Raw genomic sequence first — 21,546 nt, 5'->3', positions numbered from 1 at the left:
TCATTCCTCACAAATTTTCTTCGACGAGTTTTTCTTGCAGGGTGTCAATTTCTTCAGGGCGATCTACTAGCACGGCTTTTCTTGCCATCACAAACAAGGTGCGGATATAGGCAATCAGCAACACAACATAGAGCGTTAAATAAATCGCCAGGGAGGTGCCGACATTGCTCGCGGGTGTTGTGGTAACGGCATCAACGGTTTTCAATACGCCAGTCACTAACCAGGGTTGGCGGCCGATCTCGGTGACGTACCAACCTGCCAGCGTCGCAATCCAGCCGGAGAATGTCATGCCGACAAATACTTTTAGCATCAGCGGCGATATTTCATTGCGGCGATAAATTTGCCAGCAGCCAATCCATGAGACTAACAGCATCAGCATGCCCACACCTACCATGATGCGGAAGCCATAAAACAGCGGTCCAACGGGTGGATGTGCATCGGGGAATTCATTCAACCCTTTGAGTTCGCCATCACTGGTGTGCGTTAAAATAATACTTGCCATGTTGGGGATTTGAATCGCGTATTTATTGCTTTGGGTTTCTTTATCTGGAATGGCAAATAACACCAAGGGCACATTTTTCTCGGTATGCCATACCGCTTCCATCGCTGCAATTTTTGCGGGTTGGTGATGCAAAGTGTTAAGCCCGTGCATATCCCCTAAAAATATTTGCAGAGGAATTAAAAACGCAGCAGCGATAGTGGCATTCTTGAGCGCAAGACGTGGTGCCGGTTTGTGGTCATCTTTTAATATGCGATACGCAGAGATACCGGCAATTAAAAATGCTGCAGTTAAACCCGATGCAATCAACATGTGTGCTAAACGATAGGGCATGGACGGATTAAAAATAATTGCCCACCAATCCAGCGGAAAGGCTTTCATGGTGTCGCCGACCTGGCGCATTTCAAAACCGGTGGGAGTTTGCATCCACGAATTCAATGCAATAATCCAGAAGGCCGACATGCTGGTGCCGAATGCCACCAAAAAAGTCGCGAGTGTGTGCACTCGGTTGGATACTTTATTAATTCCGAACAACATAATGCCTAAAAAAGTCGCTTCCAGAAAAAATGCCGTCAGCACTTCATAGCCAAGCAATGGCCCCGCAATATTACCCACGGTTTCCATATAGCCCGGCCAATTGGTGCCGAATTGGAAACTCATGGTGATGCCGCTGACCACGCCCAGTGCAAACGTTAATGCAAATACTTTTACCCAAAAGCGATAGGCGCGCATCCAGACTTCGTCGCCGCTGCGGTTGTAGCGAACCTTGAAATAAAATAAAAACCAGCAGAGTGCGATGGAAATAGAAGGAAATAAAATATGGAACGAAATATTAGCCGCGAATTGTATGCGTGAAAGCATGAGTGTTTCGAGCATGTCGGTTACCTCGATGATGAAACGGTCACTTCGTTGATTCTTTTTTGCTGCCCAATAAACGGTCTTTCATATCCAATACTTTTCCGATGCTGCTGCCGAGCTTGAGTAATTTGCCGAGCTGGGCGGAATCGAGTCGCTGGATTTCCTGTGTCCAGAGCGTGAGCATTTCAATTAATTCGTGCATTTCGCGCATGCGCTGCTGCGCATATTCTTCTTCGGCGTTAGCGGGGGTATCAATCAACAAGTTGCGCAGCGTTGATAACGTTGGGTCAATTTCACGTTTGCGACGCTGCTCAATCAGGGTCTTGGCAATGTCCCACACATCGCCCGGTGCTGAATAAAATTCTTTGCGCTCGCCCGGCCGGTGTTGCAGCTTAACCAGCTCCCAAGACATTAATTCCTTTAATCCCATGCTCACGTTAGAGCGGGAAATGCCGAGTGCTTCGGTGATGTCATCGGCGCACAACGGCTCTTTGCTCAAGACTAACAGGGCATACATCTGCCCGACTGTGCGGTTGATCCCCCAGCGGCTGCCCATTTCGCCAAAGTGAAGGATGCAGGATTGGATCATGGGGGTAAGGGGAGTCGTCATATAGGTCTTCCGGATATTCTGTAATTTCAGTATTTACTGAAATTACAGAATTATTTGATTCTGGTCAAGCTTTGCCTGTTTTTAGTTCTTGCGGATGCTTTGCTTCCAGGGGTGTTGAATCCCTTTTTTATGTTTGTTGCCGCACCGAACCGGGGTGTTTTTCTTTCTATAGTGGGATTGTTGTATCCCGGACTCGATCACATTAGCTATTTAAGCTAGAGGTCGATAAGGGGATAAAAAGGGGAGTTGCTTGTTATCTATGGCTCCCGTATTGAACTTAATTCATAGAGAGATAATCATCATGAACAAAGATCAAGTAAAAGGCTCAGTGAAGCAGGCTGCAGGTAAAGTGCAGCAAAAAACCGGTGAAGTTATTGGCAGCGAAAAACAGCAAGCCAAGGGCATCGCCAAACAAGTTGAAGGCAAAGTCCAAAAAGGGATCGGTGATTTGAAAGATAATCACAAGTAAATGCTCCACCAAAAGTGATGGAAAACTTTGTTCATCCCGACGCAATGGATTGCGTTAGTCTCTGCATCCCATTTGTGTTCTGCTGTGTTTTAACCTCTTTCATTCAATCTCGCTTTAATTACATCAATATCTTTTTATCGAGCAAGTCACACGAGTAGTTTTTGTGCAACACGCTTCTGCCTCTTTTTGTATCTAAGGCATTTCTCCTGAATGTGCTATGTGATTCTATGGCATCGCTCCGGTTCTATTTTGTAAATATGTTGGATTTTTTGAATTTTCAGTATATTCTGAAATTACAGAAGTATTTGATGTCGATCAAATAGAGGTGCAGGAAAATGTGGGATGCCAACGCGGTTCGCCCTTGGTTGGTGATTTGGCTGTATCTGATTGCCCTAGGGCATTTGGCCTGTGCGGTGGGTATGACTTGGCTGGTGGATTCGCCGTTGTTTGCAGATTATCACCGGCGCGTTTTGGTGGCGTTCGGTTTTCCTGTTGATCAAAAAGAAGTTATGGCGCTGCATAGTTGGTGGATGGCACTGTTCGGCGCGACCCTGCAGGCATTTTCCCTATTTCTCTTCGCGCTAGTGTATTTTGCCAATCGTTACCGCTGCGCTGCAATCTGGCTGTGGTTGGGGGCTGGTATTTTGTTGTGGGCGCCGCAAGATATTTATTTCTCTCTGCAGCGCGGTGTGTGGATACACTTGTGGGTAGATCTCGCTGCTGTTGGCGCAATTGTGCCGCCATTGTGTATGTTGTGGTGGTGGGATCGCAAATGGAAACAGAAGTGATGGTGTTGGAAGCCAAATATCCTCCTGCTGTAAATCCTGGCGATCAAATAATACTGTTTGATGCGGTATGCAAATTATGTAATCGCTGGAGTCGCTTTATTATTCGCTTCGACAAACAGCACCGCTTTACGCTTTGCTCAGTACAATCTGAGCAAGGACAGGCAATTTTGCAATGGTTCGGTTACCCACTTGATCGGTTTGAAACGATGCTGCTCGTGCAAGGCGATCAAGCGATCGCTAAAAGTGATGCATTTCTTGAAATAGTACGGCAATTGCCGTTGCCTTGGCCTTTGCTTGGTATTGCAAAAATTCTCCCGCAGAAAGTGCGCGATTGGTGCTATGACCGCATAGCATTGAATCGCTACGAATTATTTGGGAAATATGAATATTGCCTTTTGGCAAACCCTGATCATGAACGACGTTTTTTGTAGGATTATTTCTAATAAATAACAGCTATCGTGGTAGTTTTATTGAATGATATTTAAGTTAGGGGCGAATATGGATATTGTGCACAATATTGAATTTTTACGAGCCGAGTATGAGCGGATTCGCGCTAAAGGCTATCTCCTCGCAGGAGATTTGAATGATCTACCTCAGCGCGCGTCTGTCTATTATCACTTATATGAAGATTCAGGTGGTAGAAACGTATTTCCATTAATTGCTGCACATGGAGCACTTTGGGCTAGCGGCTATTTCTCAAAAGGAATGCGAATAGGGCGGTTTTTAGCACTTCAATATTGTTTCAACTTCACGAAAATGCGCGATAAAATGCAATTGCTGAGTGCTTTTGCGAATGCATTTAGAGATATCAATAGAAGAGTCTGTGCGGAAGCCTACGCTATATATCATTTTAGCAAGCTCTATGGAGATGCTATTTCCTCCAGTGAGATAATCCCCTCTGAATTATTGCAAATACTTAACGAGTGCCACAGCTCGCAACGAAGTGGTAATCATTTTGATTACGGACAGCGATTAAAATTATTTTCAGCTTTTTTTCTGTGGGAGCAAGAAACGATTGTTGCTCCTGCTGTCGCTGATGCCATAAAGGAATTTGATTGGCCATTGGTTAAATGTCTGGCAATGAAGCCCTGCATTGAGTTTTCCTATTTTGGTAAGGGTGGAGGATTACAGTTTTTTGATTTTTCTTCTAAGGTGGAGAGGATTGAGCTTGGTATTCAAGCCTTTAAATTGGCAGAGCATGTTGGCGTTAAGCATGTTAAGCATGTTGAGCAAGCGCTGCAATTTTATAAAATATTGCCTTTAAGTTTCTTTAAGGATACATCATTATTTTTTACTAGATTGCAGGAAAATTTAACGCTACATAGATGCGCAGTGACTAGTTTACGCAAAGAGATAACTTATGATTAACGGTGAGGTTTCAGTTGATGCCGAAAAGTTCTTGAATGATTGTCAGCAGGCATTTACTGCCGGTGCCCTGCAGCGCCTGGTGTTATCCAAATACAAGGGCGCAGAGGTGGATTTAAATCGCATCACGATTCGCCCGGTGCAGATTAGAGACCAGCAACTTCTATCGTTTTTGTACGAGTATCGCACCAACCATGTGACTAAAAATTTGGCTATCGAAGCGGCGATTGTGCAGTTGCGACAGTGGCTCGGTAGTGAGTTCCACAATGCCCACATGATTAGCGACGAATGGGAAACCCAACTGAGTTTTAGCAAAAAAGGCAAAGTGTTGATCAATAAAAACCGCAACAAAAATTCAGCACCGACCGGCGATAGCAGGGCTGTGCCGCCTGAGTTGGCGCACAATCGCAATAAGCTGCGCTATGTGGAGCAAGATCGCCCTTATCTGCGTGAGCTGGGAATTACAGATGCGAGTAGACAGATCATTCCGGCTATGTCGCGCAAGTGGAAGCAGATTAATAAATTCATTGAGGTGCTTTCTACCGCAATCCAGCAAACTGGACTTGATAAGCGCGAAGAATTGCATATCGCCGATTTTGGATCGGGAAAAGCCTATCTGACCTTTGCGGTGCACGATTATCTGACGGCCAATGTGGGTGTAAAAACACAAGTAACTGGTGTGGAATTGCGACAAGGTTTGGTGGATTTATGCAATCAAACTGCGCAAAAATTATCGCTGACTGGCATTAAATTCGAGCAGGGTGATGTACAACATTTCTCCGCGCAGAACATCAATATTATGATCGCTTTACACGCCTGCGATACAGCTACCGACTACGCGCTCAATATGGGGATTCGCACCGGTGCCGAGATTATTATGTGCTCGCCTTGCTGCCACAAACAAATCCGTCCGCAATTAAAAAGCCCCGCGTTGCTTGCGCCTGTATTGCAACACGGCATTCATTTGGGGCAAGAGGCAGAAATGCTGACCGATGGCTTGCGCGCGTTATTGCTGGAAGCCAATGGCTATGACACCAAAGTGTTTGAATTTATTTCGCTCGAACATACCAGCAAAAACAAAATGATCCTCGCGCAGAAGCGGAAAACCGTGCGTGATAATGCAGAAGTATTACAGCAGATTGCAGCGATCAAAACGTTTTACGGAATTGAAGAGCATTGTTTGGAAACACTGCTGCAGAACTAGCTGCGTCGAGGGTTGCGTTAGCGTTTGTATTGCGTCGGGCAGTAGCCGCGATTAATCTCAGGCGAGCGCAGCTGTAGATGTTTGGTTTTTCGTCCGCTAACGCGTTCACGCCACAGGCGAAATGATGCGGGCTTCAGCTCGCGCCGCATCAATACGCGCACATCCGGCTCGCCTAAACCGTAGAGTGTTTTTATGGCTTCAAAAGGTGTGCGATCTTCCCAGGCCATTTCAATAATGCGCGAGATGTCAGCTTTAGTGAGTGATGTGTCGTGATTCATTGCGGTACCTGCATGGTTTGCTACTGGTACGCGTTTTTGGGATTGTGGATCACAAGTACAGAATAAAAAGCCCCGATCATCGGCGATGAGCGGGGCTTTTTATTTTCTTATCATTTGTTGTTATTTCAAATTCATACAGCTCGCATAATAACTAACACTTGCTGGCCAATCAGAGAAGATGCCAATCACGCCGACATCCTTGGCCAACACATGTAACGCATCCATCATGTCGCCGTCGTTATTGATTGCTGGATTCACCGTTTGGTAATACCAGCCGCCGCCGTTTTTGAGTGGGCCCGAGCGCTCAAATGACCAAGTAATCATTTTCAGGCCCGCTTTTTTGGCGTTGCGCGCGTATTCGGATGGGATAATTTTATTGTTGTTGTCCAGTGCCAGCAGTACCCAAATCGGTGGAGCGACAATGTTAAATCCCTCGTCGGCATACATTTGTAAATCGATTGCCGTTGGTACATCGGCAATGGTGTTGGCATCATCCAAATACACTGCTTGTTTGCCAAATTCCGGTTCGTTGTTTATCCAGTAACGCACATCCTGAATGTCGAATGATTGCGCCCACACATCGCGTGCTTTTACACCTGCGGCTTTATATTCATTTATTAATTGTTGTGCATACATCGCTTGGGTGTAAGTGCCTTCAAATGGCATGGCTACACTGGCTGATTTCAGTTCGGGGGTCATTTTCACACCGAGTCTTTTAAATAATTGGATGCTTTCGGCATGAGTAAGCAATGTGCCTTTGTTTGCGTATAAATCGGTACGCCAATTGGCGGTGCCTTTTAAATATTCATCGACGCTAAGGGCTTTTGGATTAAATGCATCCATTTTTCCTTGCAGAGTTTTAAATTCGGCTAAGGTGATATCGCTGGTGCAGCAATTGGCGCTTGCCGCTTTACCACTCACTGGATCAAAGGGTGAAAAATTCTGGCTGCATTTGCTGGCGAGTGGTGTGGCGAGGATATTGGTAGTAGTGTGCAGGTCGCATTGTGAATGACGGCACACAAGTTGTTTGTCTTTGGTGAAGGTGACATCGCACTCCAAAATGCCGGCGCCCATTTTGGCTGCAGCTTCGTAAGATTCCTTGGTGTGCTCAGGAAATTGCAAGGGTGCGCCGCGGTGGCCAATTGAGAAATTGGTTTTTTTTGCTGGGCTGTTAACGCAGCTCTGCAATTTCTTTTTCAGCGCGCTTTCGTCCATATCATTCACTAAAAAATAGGGACGCGGGCCGAGCTGGATGCTGGAGTTTTTGTCGGCATCTTTATAGCGCTGGTCGTCCCTGTCGCCGTGGGCACAAGCGGTGAAGGGAATAATAAATGTCAGCATCAAGGCGCTGGTGAGCAGATGGATTCGGCGCAGCATGGAAACCTCCTTTAGTGGGTTGGGTTGTATAGATAGCGGTGTAACCCTAGCGCGCTAATATGAAGGTAATTTGCCGATTTGATGACAGCTTCGCGATGGCTGATGGTTTTGTGTGCTCTGTCGCATTAGGCTGAAATATCATGAAATACCAAAATCTGCAATTTAGGTTAGGCTAGGTACAGTTTTTATGATTGCCATTTCAAGGATCCTGACTTATGTCCAATAGCATTCCATTGTTAGTGACCCAATTACTGGCCTGTACCAATGCGGGAGAGGCAAAACCGGTGGTCGATGCATTGGTGAAGCACTTGTGCGAGATCACCGGCCTGGATTTACATCCGGCACTTTTTCTTGATGAGCATGCAACTATCACTGAGCAAGGCAAGGCGGTATCGCCCACTACTGCAGCACAGTGTGCGGAGGATGTGCAGCGGACGCGGATTTTTATGCAGGGGGTTTATGCTGCGCTCCAGCAAAAGCTGCAACAAAAAAATTCTCAACCAATCGAGGTGTTGTACGCGGGGACTGGTCCCTTTGGGTTGTTGTTGATACCGCTCTTGCCGTTATTGGATGCTGCACAGGTGCGCGCAACCTTGTTGGATATTCACGTAGAGTCGCTGACAAAATTGCAGCAGCTTATCGACTTTCTGGGTGTTGGTAATTTTATTGTACGAGCGGAATGTGCAGACGCTTGTGCATGGCAGAGCGAGAAAAAGTTTGATGTGATTATTTCTGAAACCATGCGGCAGGGATTAATACAGGAACCGCAAGTGGCCATTTTTAGTCATCTGCAGCAGTTTTTGAAAGAGGATGGTTGGCTGATACCGGAAATAATCCGGTTGGATTTGTGGTTGAGTACAGGTGTTGCTCCTGCGCTGGGTGAGCGTAAAAAACCTGATGTGCATTTGGGTCGGGTATTTCAGTTGGATAAGGCTACGGCGATACAACTAGGCAAGGGTGACAATGGTTGCACACATGGCAATCTATGGGTGCCGGATTATGCCGGGGCGTTAAAGGATTTAAAATTAACTACTTTTATTCAAGTGTTTGGCAATTATCAGCTTCATGAAAATCAATCGCAGCTCACGCTACCACTTTACGAGCGCAATGCGCGGGTTCAGCCGAATTCACTGCTGCGTTTTCGCTATGAATTTGGGACATATCCCCAATGCGTATTTGCGTATGAACAATTACCCGAACTTGCCGAATACCCATTGCCTGATAGTTTGGAAAAAAATGTCCAGGGTATTTATCACCTTAAGCGGCTATGGCACAAAATCCAATTGCGCAAGCAGGCGGTCTCTTCTACCAAAGCGCAGCAGCAATTGGCGGATATTCCTGACAGCGAATGGCTGCTGGATCGCATTTTGTTGGATCAATTGGGCGCAGGGCTTGAGCCCGGCATGCAGCAATTGTATTTCGCCGACACACTGGTGGATGTTGAATACTGGCTCGCCAGTGCGAATGCGGGTGAAATTACGGAAGATCAAATTCAGCGCACCAATCGCGCGATAGTCAATTTTATTGAAAATAAAAATGGTGAGTTGGGTGTTCAAACCAGGTTGCCATTGAATGAGCAGCAACTCGCCCATTGGGATGAGCGGGGCTACCTGATTATTCCCGGTGTGCTATCGGTTGGTGAATCTGCGGCAGCGCGCGCGGCCATTTGGGATTTTCTACACATGCGTGCAGATGATCCCGCCAGTTGGTATCAATCTTCTACGCAAATGAAAAAAATCATGGTGCAGTTATTTACCCATCCTGCACTTGAGGTTGCGCGTAATTCGGATTATATCCGCCGTATTTTCCAGCAATTGTGGCAGCGCGATGATTTGGTAATGACAACTGACCGCGTAGGTTTTAATCCGCCGGAAACGACACAGTGGCAATTTCCCGGGCCGGGCATTCATTGGGATGTGGAATTGATCGCGCCAGTTCCATTTGGTACCCAGGCGTTAATTTATTTAACGGATGTGGCTGAGGACCAGGGCGCTTTTTGTTGTGTGCCGGGCTTCCATAAACAAATCGATAATTGGTTAGCGGTACAGCCGCAGGGCATTGATCTGCAGCAGCAGGATTGGTCGCAATGGCCGGTCAAACCTATCGCTGCGAATGCAGGCGATTTGATTATCTGGCACCAGGCGTTACCGCACGGTAGTAGCCCTAACCGCGCAAATTTTCCGCGTATGGTGCAGTATCTCAATATGTATCGTTAGTGAGTGGAGGGCGGTGGGCGCCGGGTTATGTAGATAGATTCAATCTATGACCTTTGTCTGGACGCGCTGGCGCCTATAGCAGATACTTTCCGCCTGCATCCCAATCAGTATTGGGCAGCGCAATGGATTCGATTCACGCGGACGCTAATTAACAAAACCCAGGCTGTAACATGAACCCGATCGATCCTTTATCTACTTATTCTCTCCAGCGTAGGCAGTTACTACTTGGCATGGCTGCTGCGAGCTTACCCTTGGGTGTTGCCTCCTGTTCCCGTACTGAGGAGAGCAATTTACTGGTGGTTGGCGGTTTGCCTGTTACTTGCAACCTGACCCTGCCAGTTGCTTGCGTTGCCAAAGCGGCGGCGGGGGCATCGGGTGTGGGGTTCCAATACAGTAAATACAGTGGTTGGCCAGAGATCAAGGAATCGTTGATGACCGGGCGTATTCAGGCTGCCTATATGCTGGCGCCGCTGGTGATGGATCTCACTACCAAAAAAATTCCGCTTAAAATTGTCTCGCTCGGGCATAGATCCGGCGCGGTGATTATGGTCCGCACGGACTCTGACTATAAAAGTTTCAGCCAACTGAAAGGCAAGCGCATCGCAATCCCCAGCCGTTTCGCGGTGGATTTTTTGTTCCTGCGCAAAATGCTCGCACAAGAGGGCATGACCCACACCGATATTGAAATTGTTGAAATGCCTCCGCCCGATATGCCCGCCGCACTCTACGCCAATGCAGTGGATGCCTATTGCACGGGTGAACCCTTCGGTGCCGCAGCGCAAAAAGCCGGTTATGCACGCCCGTTACGCATGACGCGTGATGAGTGGCGCAATTATATTTGCTGCGTACTGACCGTGCGCGAAGAACTGATTCAGACGCAACCGGAAGTTGTGCAAGATCTGGTTAACCATGTGATGGCCGCAGGTGCCTGGTTGGATCAGGGTATGGTGAATCGTGAGAAAGCAGTTCAAATTGCTGCTGGTCGCCAATTCTTCAATCAAGATCCCAACATTATTCGTTTTGTGATGGAAAACCCTGAAGACCGGGTGACCTATGGCGATATGCGCATGATCAAAGAGGAGTTCAATGAGTTGATGGAGCTGTCTATCGCTGCGGGTACACTGACTAAACCGGTTGCGTTTGAAAACTATGTGGACGAAACCTTCGTCAACAACGCCAAACCTGTTGCTATTACTGTTTAGTGTCGGGATTGATGATGATTCGATTGATTCTGGTGTTTGCGTTTTGCATAAGCCTTATCAGCAATGTTGCGGCAGAAAATGTTGCAACAGAAAATAAGGAATTAAAATCCGGTGTGTTTGACCCTCCGCGTATGGCTCCGGATTTTTCCCTCGCCAGCTCCCTCGATACGCAATTCACATTGAGCGAGCAGCGCGGCAAAATTGTGGTGTTGGGTTTTGGTTTTAGCCATTGCCCTAATGTCTGCCCCATGACACTCGCGAACCTTGCGCAAACCTATAAAAATCTCGGCGCCATGGTCGATCAGGTACAAGTGGTTTATATGACCGTTGATCCCGAGCGCGACACTCCGGCGCGCCTGCGCGAATATCTGGCGAATTTTAATCCGCGTTTTATTGGTGTGACAGGCTCTGCGGATGAGTTGGCGTCCTTGCGTCAGTCCTACGGCATAATCGCAAAAAAAGAAGTGCACAAAAATGGCGGCACCTATGAGGTGCATCATTCCTCTTATATTTATTTAATTGATCGCGATGGTTTGTTGCGCGCGCTGGTGCCGTTTGGAAAAAGTGCCGCCGACATAACCCACGACATCAACATATTGCTGCAAGAAAAAACGCAACAGGCTGCCCTATGAGAGTAGGTGTTGCCCGTTCGTTATTGATTGTATTTGGCGTTGCTATTATCGCGGCTTTGTTGCTCGCGTTTTTTCCCCTGCGAATTGATTCCCGTGAAGAAGTCTTCGAAATTCCCAAGGGTACCTGGGAGCAGCGTATGTCAGGTAATTCCGTGAGCATTTTGCCTGACCAAATTTATTTGGCGCTGGGAGTGCGCGATCTGTTGGTGTTGCGCAATCTGGATGATGTGCCGCAAATGTTTGGGCCCACGCTGATTATGCCGGGGCAAAGTTTTAAGTTGCCATTTGAATTGGCCTCTGAATATGATTTTGCGTGCACTGCCCATGCGAGTGGGCAAATGCGCGTGGTGGTTGATCCGGAGCCGACACCCGGTTGGTATCGTTTGCAATGGCGGGTTAAAAATTTGTTCCGTTAGTTGTTGTAAAAATTGAAATAATAAAAGGTAGTTTCTGTGATAAAACTCAAAAAAATATTACCACCGCTTGCGTTGATCACCACGCTAATTGCGGTCTGGTGGATTGTGGTTATCAAAACTGGCAGTGTGATTTTTCCTACGCCCTTGCAGGTGGTAACTGGTGCGCTGGAATTAATTGAAGACGGCACTTTATGGGAGCACATCAGCTCGTCATTAATGCGTGTTGGTGCTGGCTTCTTACTGGCGGTATTAACGGCAATTCCTTTAGGGTTGTGGATGGGACGTGTAGATGGTGCTTACGCAACTTTAAACCCGGTGTTTCAAATTATGCGCCCCATTTCGCCAATCGCATGGATTCCGCTGGCGATTCTCTGGTTTGGTGTGGGCAACGCATCGCCGATATTTTTGATTTTTATCGCCGCCGTATTTCCGCTCATCGTGCAGACAGCTGCCGGTGTACATACCATCGAACCGCGCTATTTAAATGCGGCGGAAAATTTTGGAGTATCGCGCTATAAGCTCTATCGCCAAGTCGTTATTCCAGCGGTATTGCCAGATTTAATTGTGGGCATGCGCATCTCGCTCGGTGTGGCATGGTTAGTGGTGGTTGCAGCGGAAATGATTGCACTGCGCTCCGGCCTCGGCTACATGATTATGGATTCGCGTAATGCGGGTAATCGCTACGATTTGGTGATTGCGGGCATGATTATTATTGGCGTCATCGGACTTTTATTGGACGGCTTGATGCGACTAATGGAAGGGCATAAATCAGTAAGGTGGCGCTATGACCGATAAGATTGTTATTAAAAATATCAAAAAAAGTTTTTCATCCGGCAGTGAATCAAAAGCCGTAATTGATGGTATTAACCTCACGATTGGCGATGGTGAATTTGTGGCAATTGTCGGCCCATCCGGGTGCGGCAAATCCACGCTGATGAAAATGATTGCCGGTTTTTTGCAGCCGGATGAGGGCAGTATTGCGGTTGATGGTGTAGAGCGAAAAGGCCCGAATGCGAATGGTATTTTAATTTCCCAGCACGGCTCAGTGTTCCCTTGGTTAACTGTGCAACAAAATTTAATGTTTGGTTTAAATGATGAACACATCGATAAGGCGGCGGTTGCCGATCACTATGCTGATTTGGTGGGTTTGAAAGGATTTGAGCAACATTACCCGCGTGAATTATCGGGCGGTATGTTGAAGCGCGCAGAAATCGCGCGGGCGCTCGCCGTCAAACCGGAAATTCTTTATATGGATGAGCCTTTCTCGGCGCTTGATGCGTTGATGAGTTTGCGCATCCGCACCGAGTTGTTGCGTATTTTGGAGGAGGAGCGCCACACAGTTATTTTGATTACCCACGACGTGGAAGAGGCAGTGCATCTAGCGAACCGGGTGGTGGTGCTATCCAATCGCCCGGCCACTATCCAGACTATTTTTGATGTGCCCTTTGCGCACCCGCGCAAATTATCAGACCCCGCTTTGCAGCAATTGCGTGATGATATTTTGCGCGAACTCGGGATTGACTGTTAATAAAAAGCCGGCATTTGCCGGATTTGTTTTTTCGGGTGCTCTATTTCAATGTTGCATCACTCGGTGAAGGAGTAGGGATCAAACCAGAGTGATGCATCATCCACTGGCGTTTTTTTCGGCAGCCCCGGATTATCCAGTTTAATGAGTGTGCGTTTTTTCAGATTGGCTTTGGCCATCACATCTTTTACGGTGGGGTCATTGAGAAAGTATTCATTAAAGCTGCCGTCTTCCATGGCAATGCGTAACCCTCGTTCAATATCTGCCGCCAGTTTGGTGTTGGATTTATTCACAAAAAAATAAAAAGGATTGGTGTAAGCGATGAGCAAGTTTTGCTCAACATCCAGCGCCAGTTTCGGGTAGCGCTGCATTTCCGACCAGGGTTCATGTGCGCCGCGCGGGAAGGCATCAAAGCGGTCGCCATCGAGCATGTAAAACAGCCCTTCATACTTCAATACTTTGACAACATTGAGGTTATTGGCTGTTAACACATTGGTGTCTGCCCAAAAGCGGCCTTGACCAAGTGATACTCGTTTCAAATCCTCCACAGTTTGAATGGCATCAAATTTATGTTGGGTACCTTTTTTAATCATCAGCACGCGGTAGCCTAACAGGCCGCGATAGATACAAATGCGGATAGGTTGCAGACGCTCTTCCAGGTCATTGGTGGTGGCATACCAGACAACATCTAACTGGTTGTCCATCAGCATGCTTACCATGCGTTCTTCGCTGTTGCTCGCTATGGTTTGTTCTATTTCATATTTTTCCGGCAGTTTACTGAGCGCTAGCGTCAAAAGCCCTCTCGCATAGTTTTCTATGCTGTTGCTGCCTTCAACTACGCGCAATGGTTTTGCAGCGATTTCCAGTGACAGGCAGAATAAGAAAATGATCAGCCAGAAAGCTGAACGCAGAGTGCGAGCTGTTGTGTAAATTCGGAACATTGGTAATCACTCGACTAGTATACAATTTCTTTACTCTAGTTGAATTTAGCGCAATTGCATGGTGCTTTTAATATCAAAGGACGATAAAAAACCACCGCACCCGTTGAGGTTCCATAGGGAAAAGGTGCGGTGGTGAAAGCAGCTTATCGCCTGCATCAGCCGTGGCTGACAGCTGGGCAGGGATAAGTGATTGGAAGCAGATGTGCAGCCCAATCATCAAACAACTGCTGGGGAGTAGTTATCCAATCATTCGGGAGGCACACCTAAACACGTACAAACCACTGAAGTGGTGATTCAGTTGTTTGTCTGCCAAGGGCTGTGTGGGCAACCATTGGCTGCACCGGTGAGTGTGGGCGCACCGGTACCTACAGCAACTGCCGCTACCTAGTCATCCTTATCCGTGGCTGTGGCAGTTTTACTGTTCAGGGTTACAGGCTTCTCGTAAGTGAAAGGCTGTAATAATTCATCCGGCTTGCCTTTACAGGCTTTGGCTAGCAGCTCTCGCCGCTGGGCCAGCAAAATACCTATGGCTTCGCTGTACTTCTCATCGATACCGGGAATATTTTCTTCAATCAATTGAGTGATGTTGGCGGCAAGTTCCAGGTATTTATCGTGCTCTTCTGCGACTTTTTTATCTTCAAACATACTGCCATCCCGATCACATAGCCAAACGGCGATTACTGCCATTGTGTAAATCCTCAAAGTTGTTACTGTTTTTATGTACAGTATTCTGCGGTGCGATTAATGTCAACTTTCTTTTTGCGTTTTCTGATGGGAGCCGCTGCTAGGTGGCTATCTCCCGAGCTTGAGACATTGGATAATGCCCGCTCTTTTGCCCGCGCAGGATTTGCCCGTGTCTGATTCCGAGTTGCCCAGTCCATCCCCTGAAAACCCCGCTCCTGAAAAAGGTGCCAAGCCCAAAAGCAAAAGCCTGCTGCGCTCCAGCTTGCTCACCGGCTCTATGACGATGGTCTCGCGGGTGCTGGGTTTGATCCGCGATATCGTTTTGGTAGGGGTGCTAGGTGCAGGTGGAGCGATGGATGCGTTTGTCATAGCCCAAAAAATCCCCAATTTTTTCCGCCGCTTGTTTGCCGAGGGAGCCTTCTCGCAGGCGTTTATTCCAGTGCTGTCGGAATGTCGCGAAAAAGGAACCCATGCGGCAGTGAAGGAGTTGGTCGATAAAGTGGCCGGTTGCCTTGGGTCAATCCTGTTGTTAGTCACGGTGATTGGTGTGGTCGGCGCGGTCGGTTTTGCCTATATCTTTGGTTATGGCTACGCCGATGAGCCGGAGAAATTTTCCCTGTTGACGGATCTTATTCGCATCACCTTTCCCTATTTAATGCTGATTTCGTTGACCGGGCTTGCCGGTGCAATCTTGAATAGTTACGACCGTTTTGCCATTCCCGCAGTTACGCCGATTTTCCTGAATATATTTATGATTGCGGCGGCGCTGCTGGTGGCGGACTTTTTCCCTAATCCCGCTTATGCATTGGCGTGGAGTATAGTCGCGGCGGGTATTTTTTCGCTGTTGTTCCAGCTGCCGTTTTTGCGCCAGATCCATCTGTTACCATCGCCCCGGATCGATTGGTCGCACCCCGGTGTAAAGCGTATTTTGGTGCTGATGGCGCCTGCACTTTTTGGTGTGTCTGTAAGCCAGTTGAATCTGCTGTTGGATTCGATGATTGCCACCATGTTGAGTGACGGCGCCGCAAGCTGGTTGTTCTTGTCAGATCGCTTAGTGGAGTTGCCGCTAGGGGTCTTCGGTGTGGCGATTGCCACGGTGATTATGCCGGGCCTATCACGCCTCAGCGCCACGCAGTCGGGCGAAAAATTCAGTCATATGCTCGACTGGGCGATTCGTTTTGTGGTGCTGATCGCACTACCTGCAACGCTCGCGCTGATTATTCTGGCCGAGCCAATTCTCTTCACGCTTTTCTATCATGGCGAGATGGAGTCAAGCGATATCCTGATGTCGTCATACAGCCTAAAGGCCTACGCGCTTGGTCTGTTTGCTTTTATGCTCATTAAGGTTTTAGTGCCAGGTTATTTCGCGCGGCAGGATATGAAATCGCCAGTGCGTATCGGCATTATCGCTATCATCGCCAATATTGTGATGAAGCCAATTGTGGTCATTCCGCTGGTGATGCTTTGGGGCTTAGGGCATGTCGGGCTCGCGTTTACCACGGCGATGGCAGCTTATGTAAATGCGTATTTGCTCTATCGGGGCTTGCGCAAAAGTGAGGTTTACAACCCTGCGAGTAACTGGCCGAAATTGTGGTTGCGCTACGGTGCGGCGAATTTGGCGATGGTTGCGGTATTGCTCGCTTTTCTCTTTTTTTGGAACCTCTGGTCTGACTGGGGTGTTCTGGAGCGAGTCCTGCGCCTGACAGTGGTCTGTGTGGTGGGGTTTGCGGTTTATCTGGCGGCGCTTTTCGCGGTTGGCGTGCGCCTGCGCGATTTCAAAGCCCATCACTAAGTAAGTGATCTGCCCGTACTGATTTACCCTCGGGGTAGGCTCAGGCGCTGCCGCTCCTGTATACTGCCCGGCTTGTTTTTCGGGCATTTTTTCAAGCACTTTGGTAGAGGGCAGTAGTTAGCGTGAATCCAGCGGCACATGCGTTTATTCGCGGGTTACATAACCTGCGCCCCTGGCATCGCGGCTGCGTGGCTACCATAGGCTCGTTCGACGGCGTGCATCTCGGTCATCAAGCTATCTTGCGCCAGTTGATTGCAGTGGCGCAGCAGCATCAATTACCGGCCGTGGTGATTGTGTTTGAGCCCCAGCCCCACGAATTTTTTTCTGGTGACAAAGCGCCCGCGCGCCTGATGCGCCTGCGTGAAAAAGTGCAGGCCCTGCTGGCAGCAGGCGTAGCGCGGGTGCTGTGCGTGCAGTTTAACGATGCGCTGCGCAACCTGACCGCCGAAGCCTTTATCGAAACTGTATTGCTTGATGGCTTGGCGATTAAGCATTTGGTTGTTGGCGATGATTTCCGTTTCGGCTGCGATCGTCGCGGCGATTTTGCCCTGCTGCAAAAAGTCGGCAGTGAGCGCGGTTTTGGTGTGACAGACACCTGCACACTGGAGATTAACGGTGAGCGTGTAAGCAGTACCCGCATCCGCCAGCTATTAGAAGTGGGTGATTTTGCCCATGCCGAAACTCTGCTGGGTAAGCCTTACAGCATCAGTGGGCGAATAGCCTACGGCCAGCAGCTCGGGCGCAAACTCGGTGTGCCCACCGCCAATGTGCATCTGCGCCGCTATCGTTCACCATTGCACGGTGTATTCACAGTCACGGTGAAATTTGCCGATGGCAGTGTGCATCAGGGTGTCGCTAACGTTGGTGTGCGCCCTACCGTCACTGGCGATAAGAAACCACTGCTGGAAGTTCACCTGTTTAATTTCTCGCGCAAAGTGTACGGCGCGATGATCGATGTGATTTTTCATGCGAAATTACGCGATGAAAAAAAATTCAACTCATTGGATGAGCTGCAAGCACAATTGCAAATGGATATTGCACAAGGGCAGGATTTCTTCAGGGGCAATTGGCTCAGCTGATTTATCGGGAATACTCAATATGAGCAGTGTCTGGCAACAAATATCCAACACGGTTGTGACTGAGTTTTCTGATCTGAAAGATGTAAGTGAAATTACCACCCTCATAATTCGCCTGCTGATGGCTGCATTGCTGGGCGGAATCTTAGGGTTTGAACGTGAGCAACGCGGCAAAGCTGCCGGTATCAAAACGCATATGCTGGTAGCCATTGGTTCCGCATTGTTTGTATTGATTCCACAGCAAGCAGGACTTTCGGAGCAGGAATTAAGCCGGGTAATGCAAGGCATTATTGCGGGCATTGGTTTTCTCGGTGCGGGGGCGATTTTGAAAGGGAATGATGAAAAGGATCTTAAAGGGTTAACAACCGCCGCCGGTATTTGGTTGACAGCAGCCATTGGTGTTGCGGCAGGGTTGGGGCGCGAATCCTCAGCGATCCTCTGCACGTTGTTGGCCTTGGTAATTCTGGTCACTATGCCGAAGGTGGTTGACCGGCTTGAAGTGAAAGACAAGCAATAATTTTCTGGCGGTTCCCGCTATTTTTCTAAACATTTTTGTTAACAAGTTGACCGTGAATCATGATCGATTACAAAACAACACTGAATCTGCCTAATACCGGTTTTGCGATGAAAGCAAACCTTGCCCAGCGCGAGCCGGACATGTTGAAACAATGGCAAGCGAGCGATCTGTATCAACAGATTCGCGCTGCGCGTGTTGGCCGCGAGCAATTTATTTTGCATGACGGCCCACCCTACGCCAACGGCGATATTCATATCGGTCACGCGGTTAACAAAATTCTTAAAGACATTATCGTCAAGAGCAAAACCTTGAGTGGTTTTGATGCGCCCTATGTGCCGGGCTGGGACTGTCATGGTTTGCCGATTGAGCACAACGTCGAGAAAAAAATCGGCAAAGCGGGCGATAAGGTTGATGTAAAAACCTTCCGCAATAAATGCCGCGAATACGCCGCCAAACAAGTCGAAGGCCAAAAGGCTGACTTTATCCGTTTGGGCGTTTTAGGTGAGTGGGATAAACCTTATCTCACCATGGATTACAAATTCGAGGCCGATATTATTCGCGCGCTCGGCAAAATTGCCGACAACGGCCATCTGCACAAAGGTTTTAAACCGGTGTATTGGAGTGTGGTCGGCGGTTCCGCCCTCGCCGAGGCGGAAGTGGAATATCAGGATAAAACGTCTTTTTCTATCGACGTAAAATTTGCGTTTGTTGATCAAGCTGCGGTCGCCAACAAAATTGAAAATCTTCAAGGCAGTGGGCAAATTTCTTTAGTGATTTGGACTACTACACCTTGGACCCTGCCTGCTAACCAAGCCGTGTCTGCAAATGCGGAAGTGGATTATGTGCTGATACAGGTTGGCGATGAGCGTTTGTTAATAGCAGAAGCGTTATATGGGAGCGTTACAGCGCGTATAGCTGCCAAAAAAATTCAATCAGTAGTTCGAGATGATGGACTCAGAGAAGATGTTTACGAACTCGACATTCCTTTGGCTCCGTTAATAGAGGCTGCAAACGAAGGTGGGAGAGCGGTTAAGAAGATTATTGATGCTGCTGCATCTTGTGAAATTGTTGGTCGTATAAAGGGCGCAGCACTAGAAAATATGTTGCTGCAACATCCTTTCTATGCCCGTCAGGTTCCGGTGATTCTCGGTGATCACGTGACTACCGATGCCGGTACCGGTTTTGTTCACACTGCACCGGATCACGGCGCAGATGACTTTAATGTCGGCGTGAAATACGGCATAGGCACCCTGAACTATATCGACGATCATGGCACCTATCGCCCGAACGTAGAAATTTTTGCAGGCGATCACGTCTACAAAGTCGATGAAAAAGTTATCGCTTTGTTAATCGAAAAAAATGCATTGCTGGCGCAGGCAAAAATTACGCACAGCTTCCCCCATTGCTGGCGCACTAAAACCCCGCTGATTTTCCGTGCAACACCGCAATGGTTTGTGAGCATGAGCAAAAACAATTTGCGCGATCAGGTTGCGCAAGCGGTGGAATCGGTTGAGTGGGTGCCGGATTGGGGCAAGGCGCGTATCGATGCAATGCTCGCGACTTCGCCCGATTGGTGCATCTCCCGTCAGCGCACCTGGGGTGTTCCAATTGCGTTGTTTGTGAATAAAGAAACGCAAGAGTTGCATCCGGAAACAGCGCGCTTGATTGAAGCAGTTGCCCAAAAAGTAGAGCAGGGTGGAATGGACGCCTGGTTCGAATTGGATGCCGTAGAATTGCTCGGCGCGGATGCTGATAAATATCAAAAAGTCACCGACACTTTGGATGTCTGGTTTGATTCCGGTGTGACCCATTACGCGGTGCTCGCGCAGCGCGCCGGTCTGCGTTTCCCTGCGGATTTGTATCTGGAGGGATCAGACCAACATCGCGGCTGGTTCCAATCATCGCTTAAAACCTCTATGGCGATGCACGCTGTCCCGCCATACAAAACTGTATTGACGCATGGCTTTGTGGTGGATGCGCAAGGGCGCAAAATGTCCAAATCAATTGGAAATGTAATCCCGCCACAAAAAGTGATGAACGATTTGGGCGCTGATGTATTGCGCCTGTGGGTTGCTGCGACTGATTTCAGCACTGAGATGAGTGTGTCTGATGAGATCTTAAAGCGTACTGCCGATTCTTATCGTCGCATCCGCAACACCGCGCGTTTTATTTTGTCCAACCTCACTGGATTTAATCCGGCAGCTGATACTGTGCCAGTTGAAAATATGCTGCAGTTGGATCGCTGGATTGTGGCGCGCACTGCGCAATTGCAGCAAGAAATTATCGCCGCTTACGATAGCTACCAATTGCATTTGATTTACCAAAAATTGCACAACTTCTGCGTAGTTGAATTGGGCGGTTTCTATCTCGATATTATTAAAGACCGCCAGTACACCGTAAAAGGCGATGCCCTTGCACGCCGCTCGGCGCAAACCGCATTGCAATATGTGATTGAAGCAATGGTGCGCTGGATTGCGCCAATTTTAAGTTTCACTGCCGACGAAATCTGGAAAGAAATTGCCGGTGAACGCGAAGCCAATGTGTTTGTCGCTGAGTGGTACCAATTGCCCACAATGCCAGCGGATTCCTTTGCAGACAGCTACTGGGAATTGATCGCCCAAGTTAAAGATGCCGTAAACAAAGTGCTGGAAGCAAAACGCACTGCGGGTGAAGTGGGTGGCTCTTTGGGCGCGGAAGTAATTTTGTATTGCGATGAAAAATTGCAAAGCGAATTGCACAAGCTCGCCAATGAATTGCGCTTTGTATTGATCACATCCACTGCAGAGGTTCGTCCGCTCAGCGAAGCGCAAGAAGCAGTTGCAACTGATGTGGCCGGTTTACAAGTGGCGGTGAAGAAATCCGAGCATGCGAAATGCGAACGCTGTTGGCATCATCGTGCCGACGTGGGCGCCAATGCTGCGCATCCAACCATTTGTTTGCGTTGCGTAACAAACGTGGATGGTGCTGGTGAAGCCCGTCAATTCGCCTAATTGCTTTAGTAGGGGGCGTCGCTTGTCGCGCCCTTTTTTGTTTCGATGTTGTATTGAGTGTTTTAATGGGCGAAGCAAGCGGCGCCCCTACGCGTTGTGAATGATTC

21 protein-coding genes are annotated in these 21,546 nt (G+C 48.3%); 15 read left to right on the top strand and 6 right to left on the bottom strand.

All coding sequences use genetic code 11. From position 1 onward, the window contains the following. Window positions 1-7 precede the first annotated feature (7 nt). Window positions 8-1,375, bottom strand: coding sequence for a cytochrome ubiquinol oxidase subunit I (locus tag J2X05_RS15670; protein WP_310074131.1), 1,368 nt, complete (start codon window positions 1,373-1,375; stop codon window positions 8-10). Between the two features lie 25 nt (window positions 1,376-1,400). Beyond that, the gene (locus tag J2X05_RS15665; protein ID WP_310074129.1) at window positions 1,401-1,967 is read right to left on the bottom strand and encodes a GbsR/MarR family transcriptional regulator; all 567 of its coding nucleotides are present in this window, start codon (window positions 1,965-1,967) and stop codon (window positions 1,401-1,403) included. A gap of 301 nt (window positions 1,968-2,268) precedes the next feature. Here J2X05_RS15665 and J2X05_RS15660 point away from each other — a divergent pair, with 301 nt between their 5' ends. From J2X05_RS15660 to J2X05_RS15640, 5 genes are all read left to right on the top strand, one after another. Next, on the top strand, window positions 2,269-2,436 hold the full coding sequence (locus J2X05_RS15660; protein ID WP_310074127.1) for a CsbD family protein: 168 nt from the start codon (window positions 2,269-2,271) through the stop codon (window positions 2,434-2,436). A 335-nt stretch (window positions 2,437-2,771) separates the two neighbouring features. Next, window positions 2,772-3,224, top strand: a complete 453-nt coding sequence (locus tag J2X05_RS15655; RefSeq protein ID WP_310074125.1) for a hypothetical protein — start codon at window positions 2,772-2,774, stop codon at window positions 3,222-3,224. Further along, a complete protein-coding gene (locus J2X05_RS15650; RefSeq protein ID WP_310074123.1) occupies window positions 3,209-3,655 on the top strand; it encodes a thiol-disulfide oxidoreductase DCC family protein in 447 nt (148 codons plus the stop codon). The genes J2X05_RS15655 and J2X05_RS15650 overlap by 16 nt, the downstream gene beginning before the upstream one ends. Before the next feature lie 67 nt (window positions 3,656-3,722). After that, on the top strand, window positions 3,723-4,592 hold the full coding sequence (locus J2X05_RS15645; protein WP_310074122.1) for a hypothetical protein: 870 nt from the start codon (window positions 3,723-3,725) through the stop codon (window positions 4,590-4,592). Further along, window positions 4,585-5,793 carry a class I SAM-dependent methyltransferase gene (locus tag J2X05_RS15640; protein ID WP_310074120.1) on the top strand — a complete coding sequence of 403 codons (1,209 nt, stop codon included), beginning with the start codon at window positions 4,585-4,587 and terminating at the stop codon, window positions 5,791-5,793. Before J2X05_RS15645 ends, J2X05_RS15640 begins: the two co-directional genes overlap by 8 nt. Before the next feature lie 17 nt (window positions 5,794-5,810). On the opposite strand, the gene J2X05_RS15635 is transcribed toward J2X05_RS15640, so the two are convergent. Next, window positions 5,811-6,071 carry a TIGR03643 family protein gene (locus J2X05_RS15635; RefSeq protein ID WP_310074117.1) on the bottom strand — a complete coding sequence of 87 codons (261 nt, stop codon included), beginning with the start codon at window positions 6,069-6,071 and terminating at the stop codon, window positions 5,811-5,813. Window positions 6,072-6,191: 120 nt separating this feature from the next. After that, window positions 6,192-7,448 carry a glycerophosphodiester phosphodiesterase family protein gene (locus J2X05_RS15630; RefSeq protein ID WP_310074115.1) on the bottom strand — a complete coding sequence of 419 codons (1,257 nt, stop codon included), beginning with the start codon at window positions 7,446-7,448 and terminating at the stop codon, window positions 6,192-6,194. Between the two features lie 215 nt (window positions 7,449-7,663). On the opposite strand from J2X05_RS15630, the gene J2X05_RS15625 reads away from it, so the two are divergent. The 6 genes from J2X05_RS15625 (at window position 7,664) to J2X05_RS15600 (ending at window position 13,442) form a co-directional block, all read left to right on the top strand. Next, the gene (locus tag J2X05_RS15625; RefSeq protein ID WP_310074112.1) at window positions 7,664-9,664 is read left to right on the top strand and encodes a phytanoyl-CoA dioxygenase family protein; all 2,001 of its coding nucleotides are present in this window, start codon (window positions 7,664-7,666) and stop codon (window positions 9,662-9,664) included. A 170-nt stretch (window positions 9,665-9,834) separates the two neighbouring features. Continuing rightward, complete coding sequence (locus J2X05_RS15620; protein ID WP_310074109.1) at window positions 9,835-10,866, top strand: ABC transporter substrate-binding protein; 1,032 nt, start codon at window positions 9,835-9,837, stop codon at window positions 10,864-10,866. Between the two features lie 11 nt (window positions 10,867-10,877). Continuing rightward, window positions 10,878-11,498, top strand: coding sequence for an SCO family protein (locus tag J2X05_RS15615; RefSeq protein ID WP_310074106.1), 621 nt, complete (start codon window positions 10,878-10,880; stop codon window positions 11,496-11,498). Then, a complete protein-coding gene (locus tag J2X05_RS15610; RefSeq protein ID WP_310074103.1) occupies window positions 11,495-11,914 on the top strand; it encodes a cupredoxin domain-containing protein in 420 nt (139 codons plus the stop codon). The genes J2X05_RS15615 and J2X05_RS15610 overlap by 4 nt, the downstream gene beginning before the upstream one ends. Window positions 11,915-11,950: 36 nt before the next feature. Further along, window positions 11,951-12,709: an ABC transporter permease gene (locus tag J2X05_RS15605; protein ID WP_310074100.1), complete on the top strand. Its 759-nt coding sequence runs from the start codon at window positions 11,951-11,953 to the stop codon at window positions 12,707-12,709. Then, entirely contained in the window at window positions 12,699-13,442 is a 744-nt protein-coding gene (locus tag J2X05_RS15600) for an ABC transporter ATP-binding protein (protein WP_310074098.1), read from the top strand. The genes J2X05_RS15605 and J2X05_RS15600 overlap by 11 nt, the downstream gene beginning before the upstream one ends. A 56-nt stretch (window positions 13,443-13,498) precedes the next feature. Here the strand turns inward: J2X05_RS15600 and J2X05_RS15595 are convergent, their stop codons facing one another. Together J2X05_RS15595 and J2X05_RS15590 are read right to left on the bottom strand one after the other, a co-directional pair. Further along, entirely contained in the window at window positions 13,499-14,380 is an 882-nt protein-coding gene (locus tag J2X05_RS15595) for a transporter substrate-binding domain-containing protein (protein WP_310074096.1), read from the bottom strand. A 384-nt stretch (window positions 14,381-14,764) separates the two neighbouring features. After that, on the bottom strand, window positions 14,765-15,067 hold the full coding sequence (locus J2X05_RS15590; RefSeq protein ID WP_310074093.1) for a YebG family protein: 303 nt from the start codon (window positions 15,065-15,067) through the stop codon (window positions 14,765-14,767). 274 nt (window positions 15,068-15,341) lie between these two features. On the opposite strand from J2X05_RS15590, the gene murJ reads away from it, so the two are divergent. The 4 genes from murJ to J2X05_RS15570 all read left to right on the top strand — a co-directional run bounded on the left by murJ (window position 15,342) and on the right by J2X05_RS15570 (window position 21,439). Continuing rightward, complete coding sequence (gene murJ / locus J2X05_RS15585) at window positions 15,342-16,856, top strand: murein biosynthesis integral membrane protein MurJ (protein ID WP_374725283.1); 1,515 nt, start codon at window positions 15,342-15,344, stop codon at window positions 16,854-16,856. Window positions 16,857-16,978: 122 nt separating this feature from the next. Beyond that, window positions 16,979-17,935: a bifunctional riboflavin kinase/FAD synthetase gene (ribF, locus tag J2X05_RS15580; RefSeq protein WP_310074088.1), complete on the top strand. Its 957-nt coding sequence runs from the start codon at window positions 16,979-16,981 to the stop codon at window positions 17,933-17,935. A gap of 19 nt (window positions 17,936-17,954) precedes the next feature. After that, a complete protein-coding gene (locus J2X05_RS15575; RefSeq protein ID WP_310074086.1) occupies window positions 17,955-18,449 on the top strand; it encodes an MgtC/SapB family protein in 495 nt (164 codons plus the stop codon). 59 nt (window positions 18,450-18,508) lie between these two features. Then, a complete protein-coding gene (locus J2X05_RS15570; RefSeq protein WP_310074084.1) occupies window positions 18,509-21,439 on the top strand; it encodes an isoleucine--tRNA ligase in 2,931 nt (976 codons plus the stop codon). The last annotated feature ends 107 nt before the right edge of the window (window positions 21,440-21,546 follow it).

It is taken from the genome of Cellvibrio fibrivorans (assembly GCF_031457055.1).
Classification (GTDB): Bacteria; Pseudomonadota; Gammaproteobacteria; order Pseudomonadales; family Cellvibrionaceae; genus Cellvibrio; species Cellvibrio fibrivorans.
Note: the sequence above shows the minus strand (reverse complement) of the source record. Positions and strands in the feature narration are given on the sequence as shown.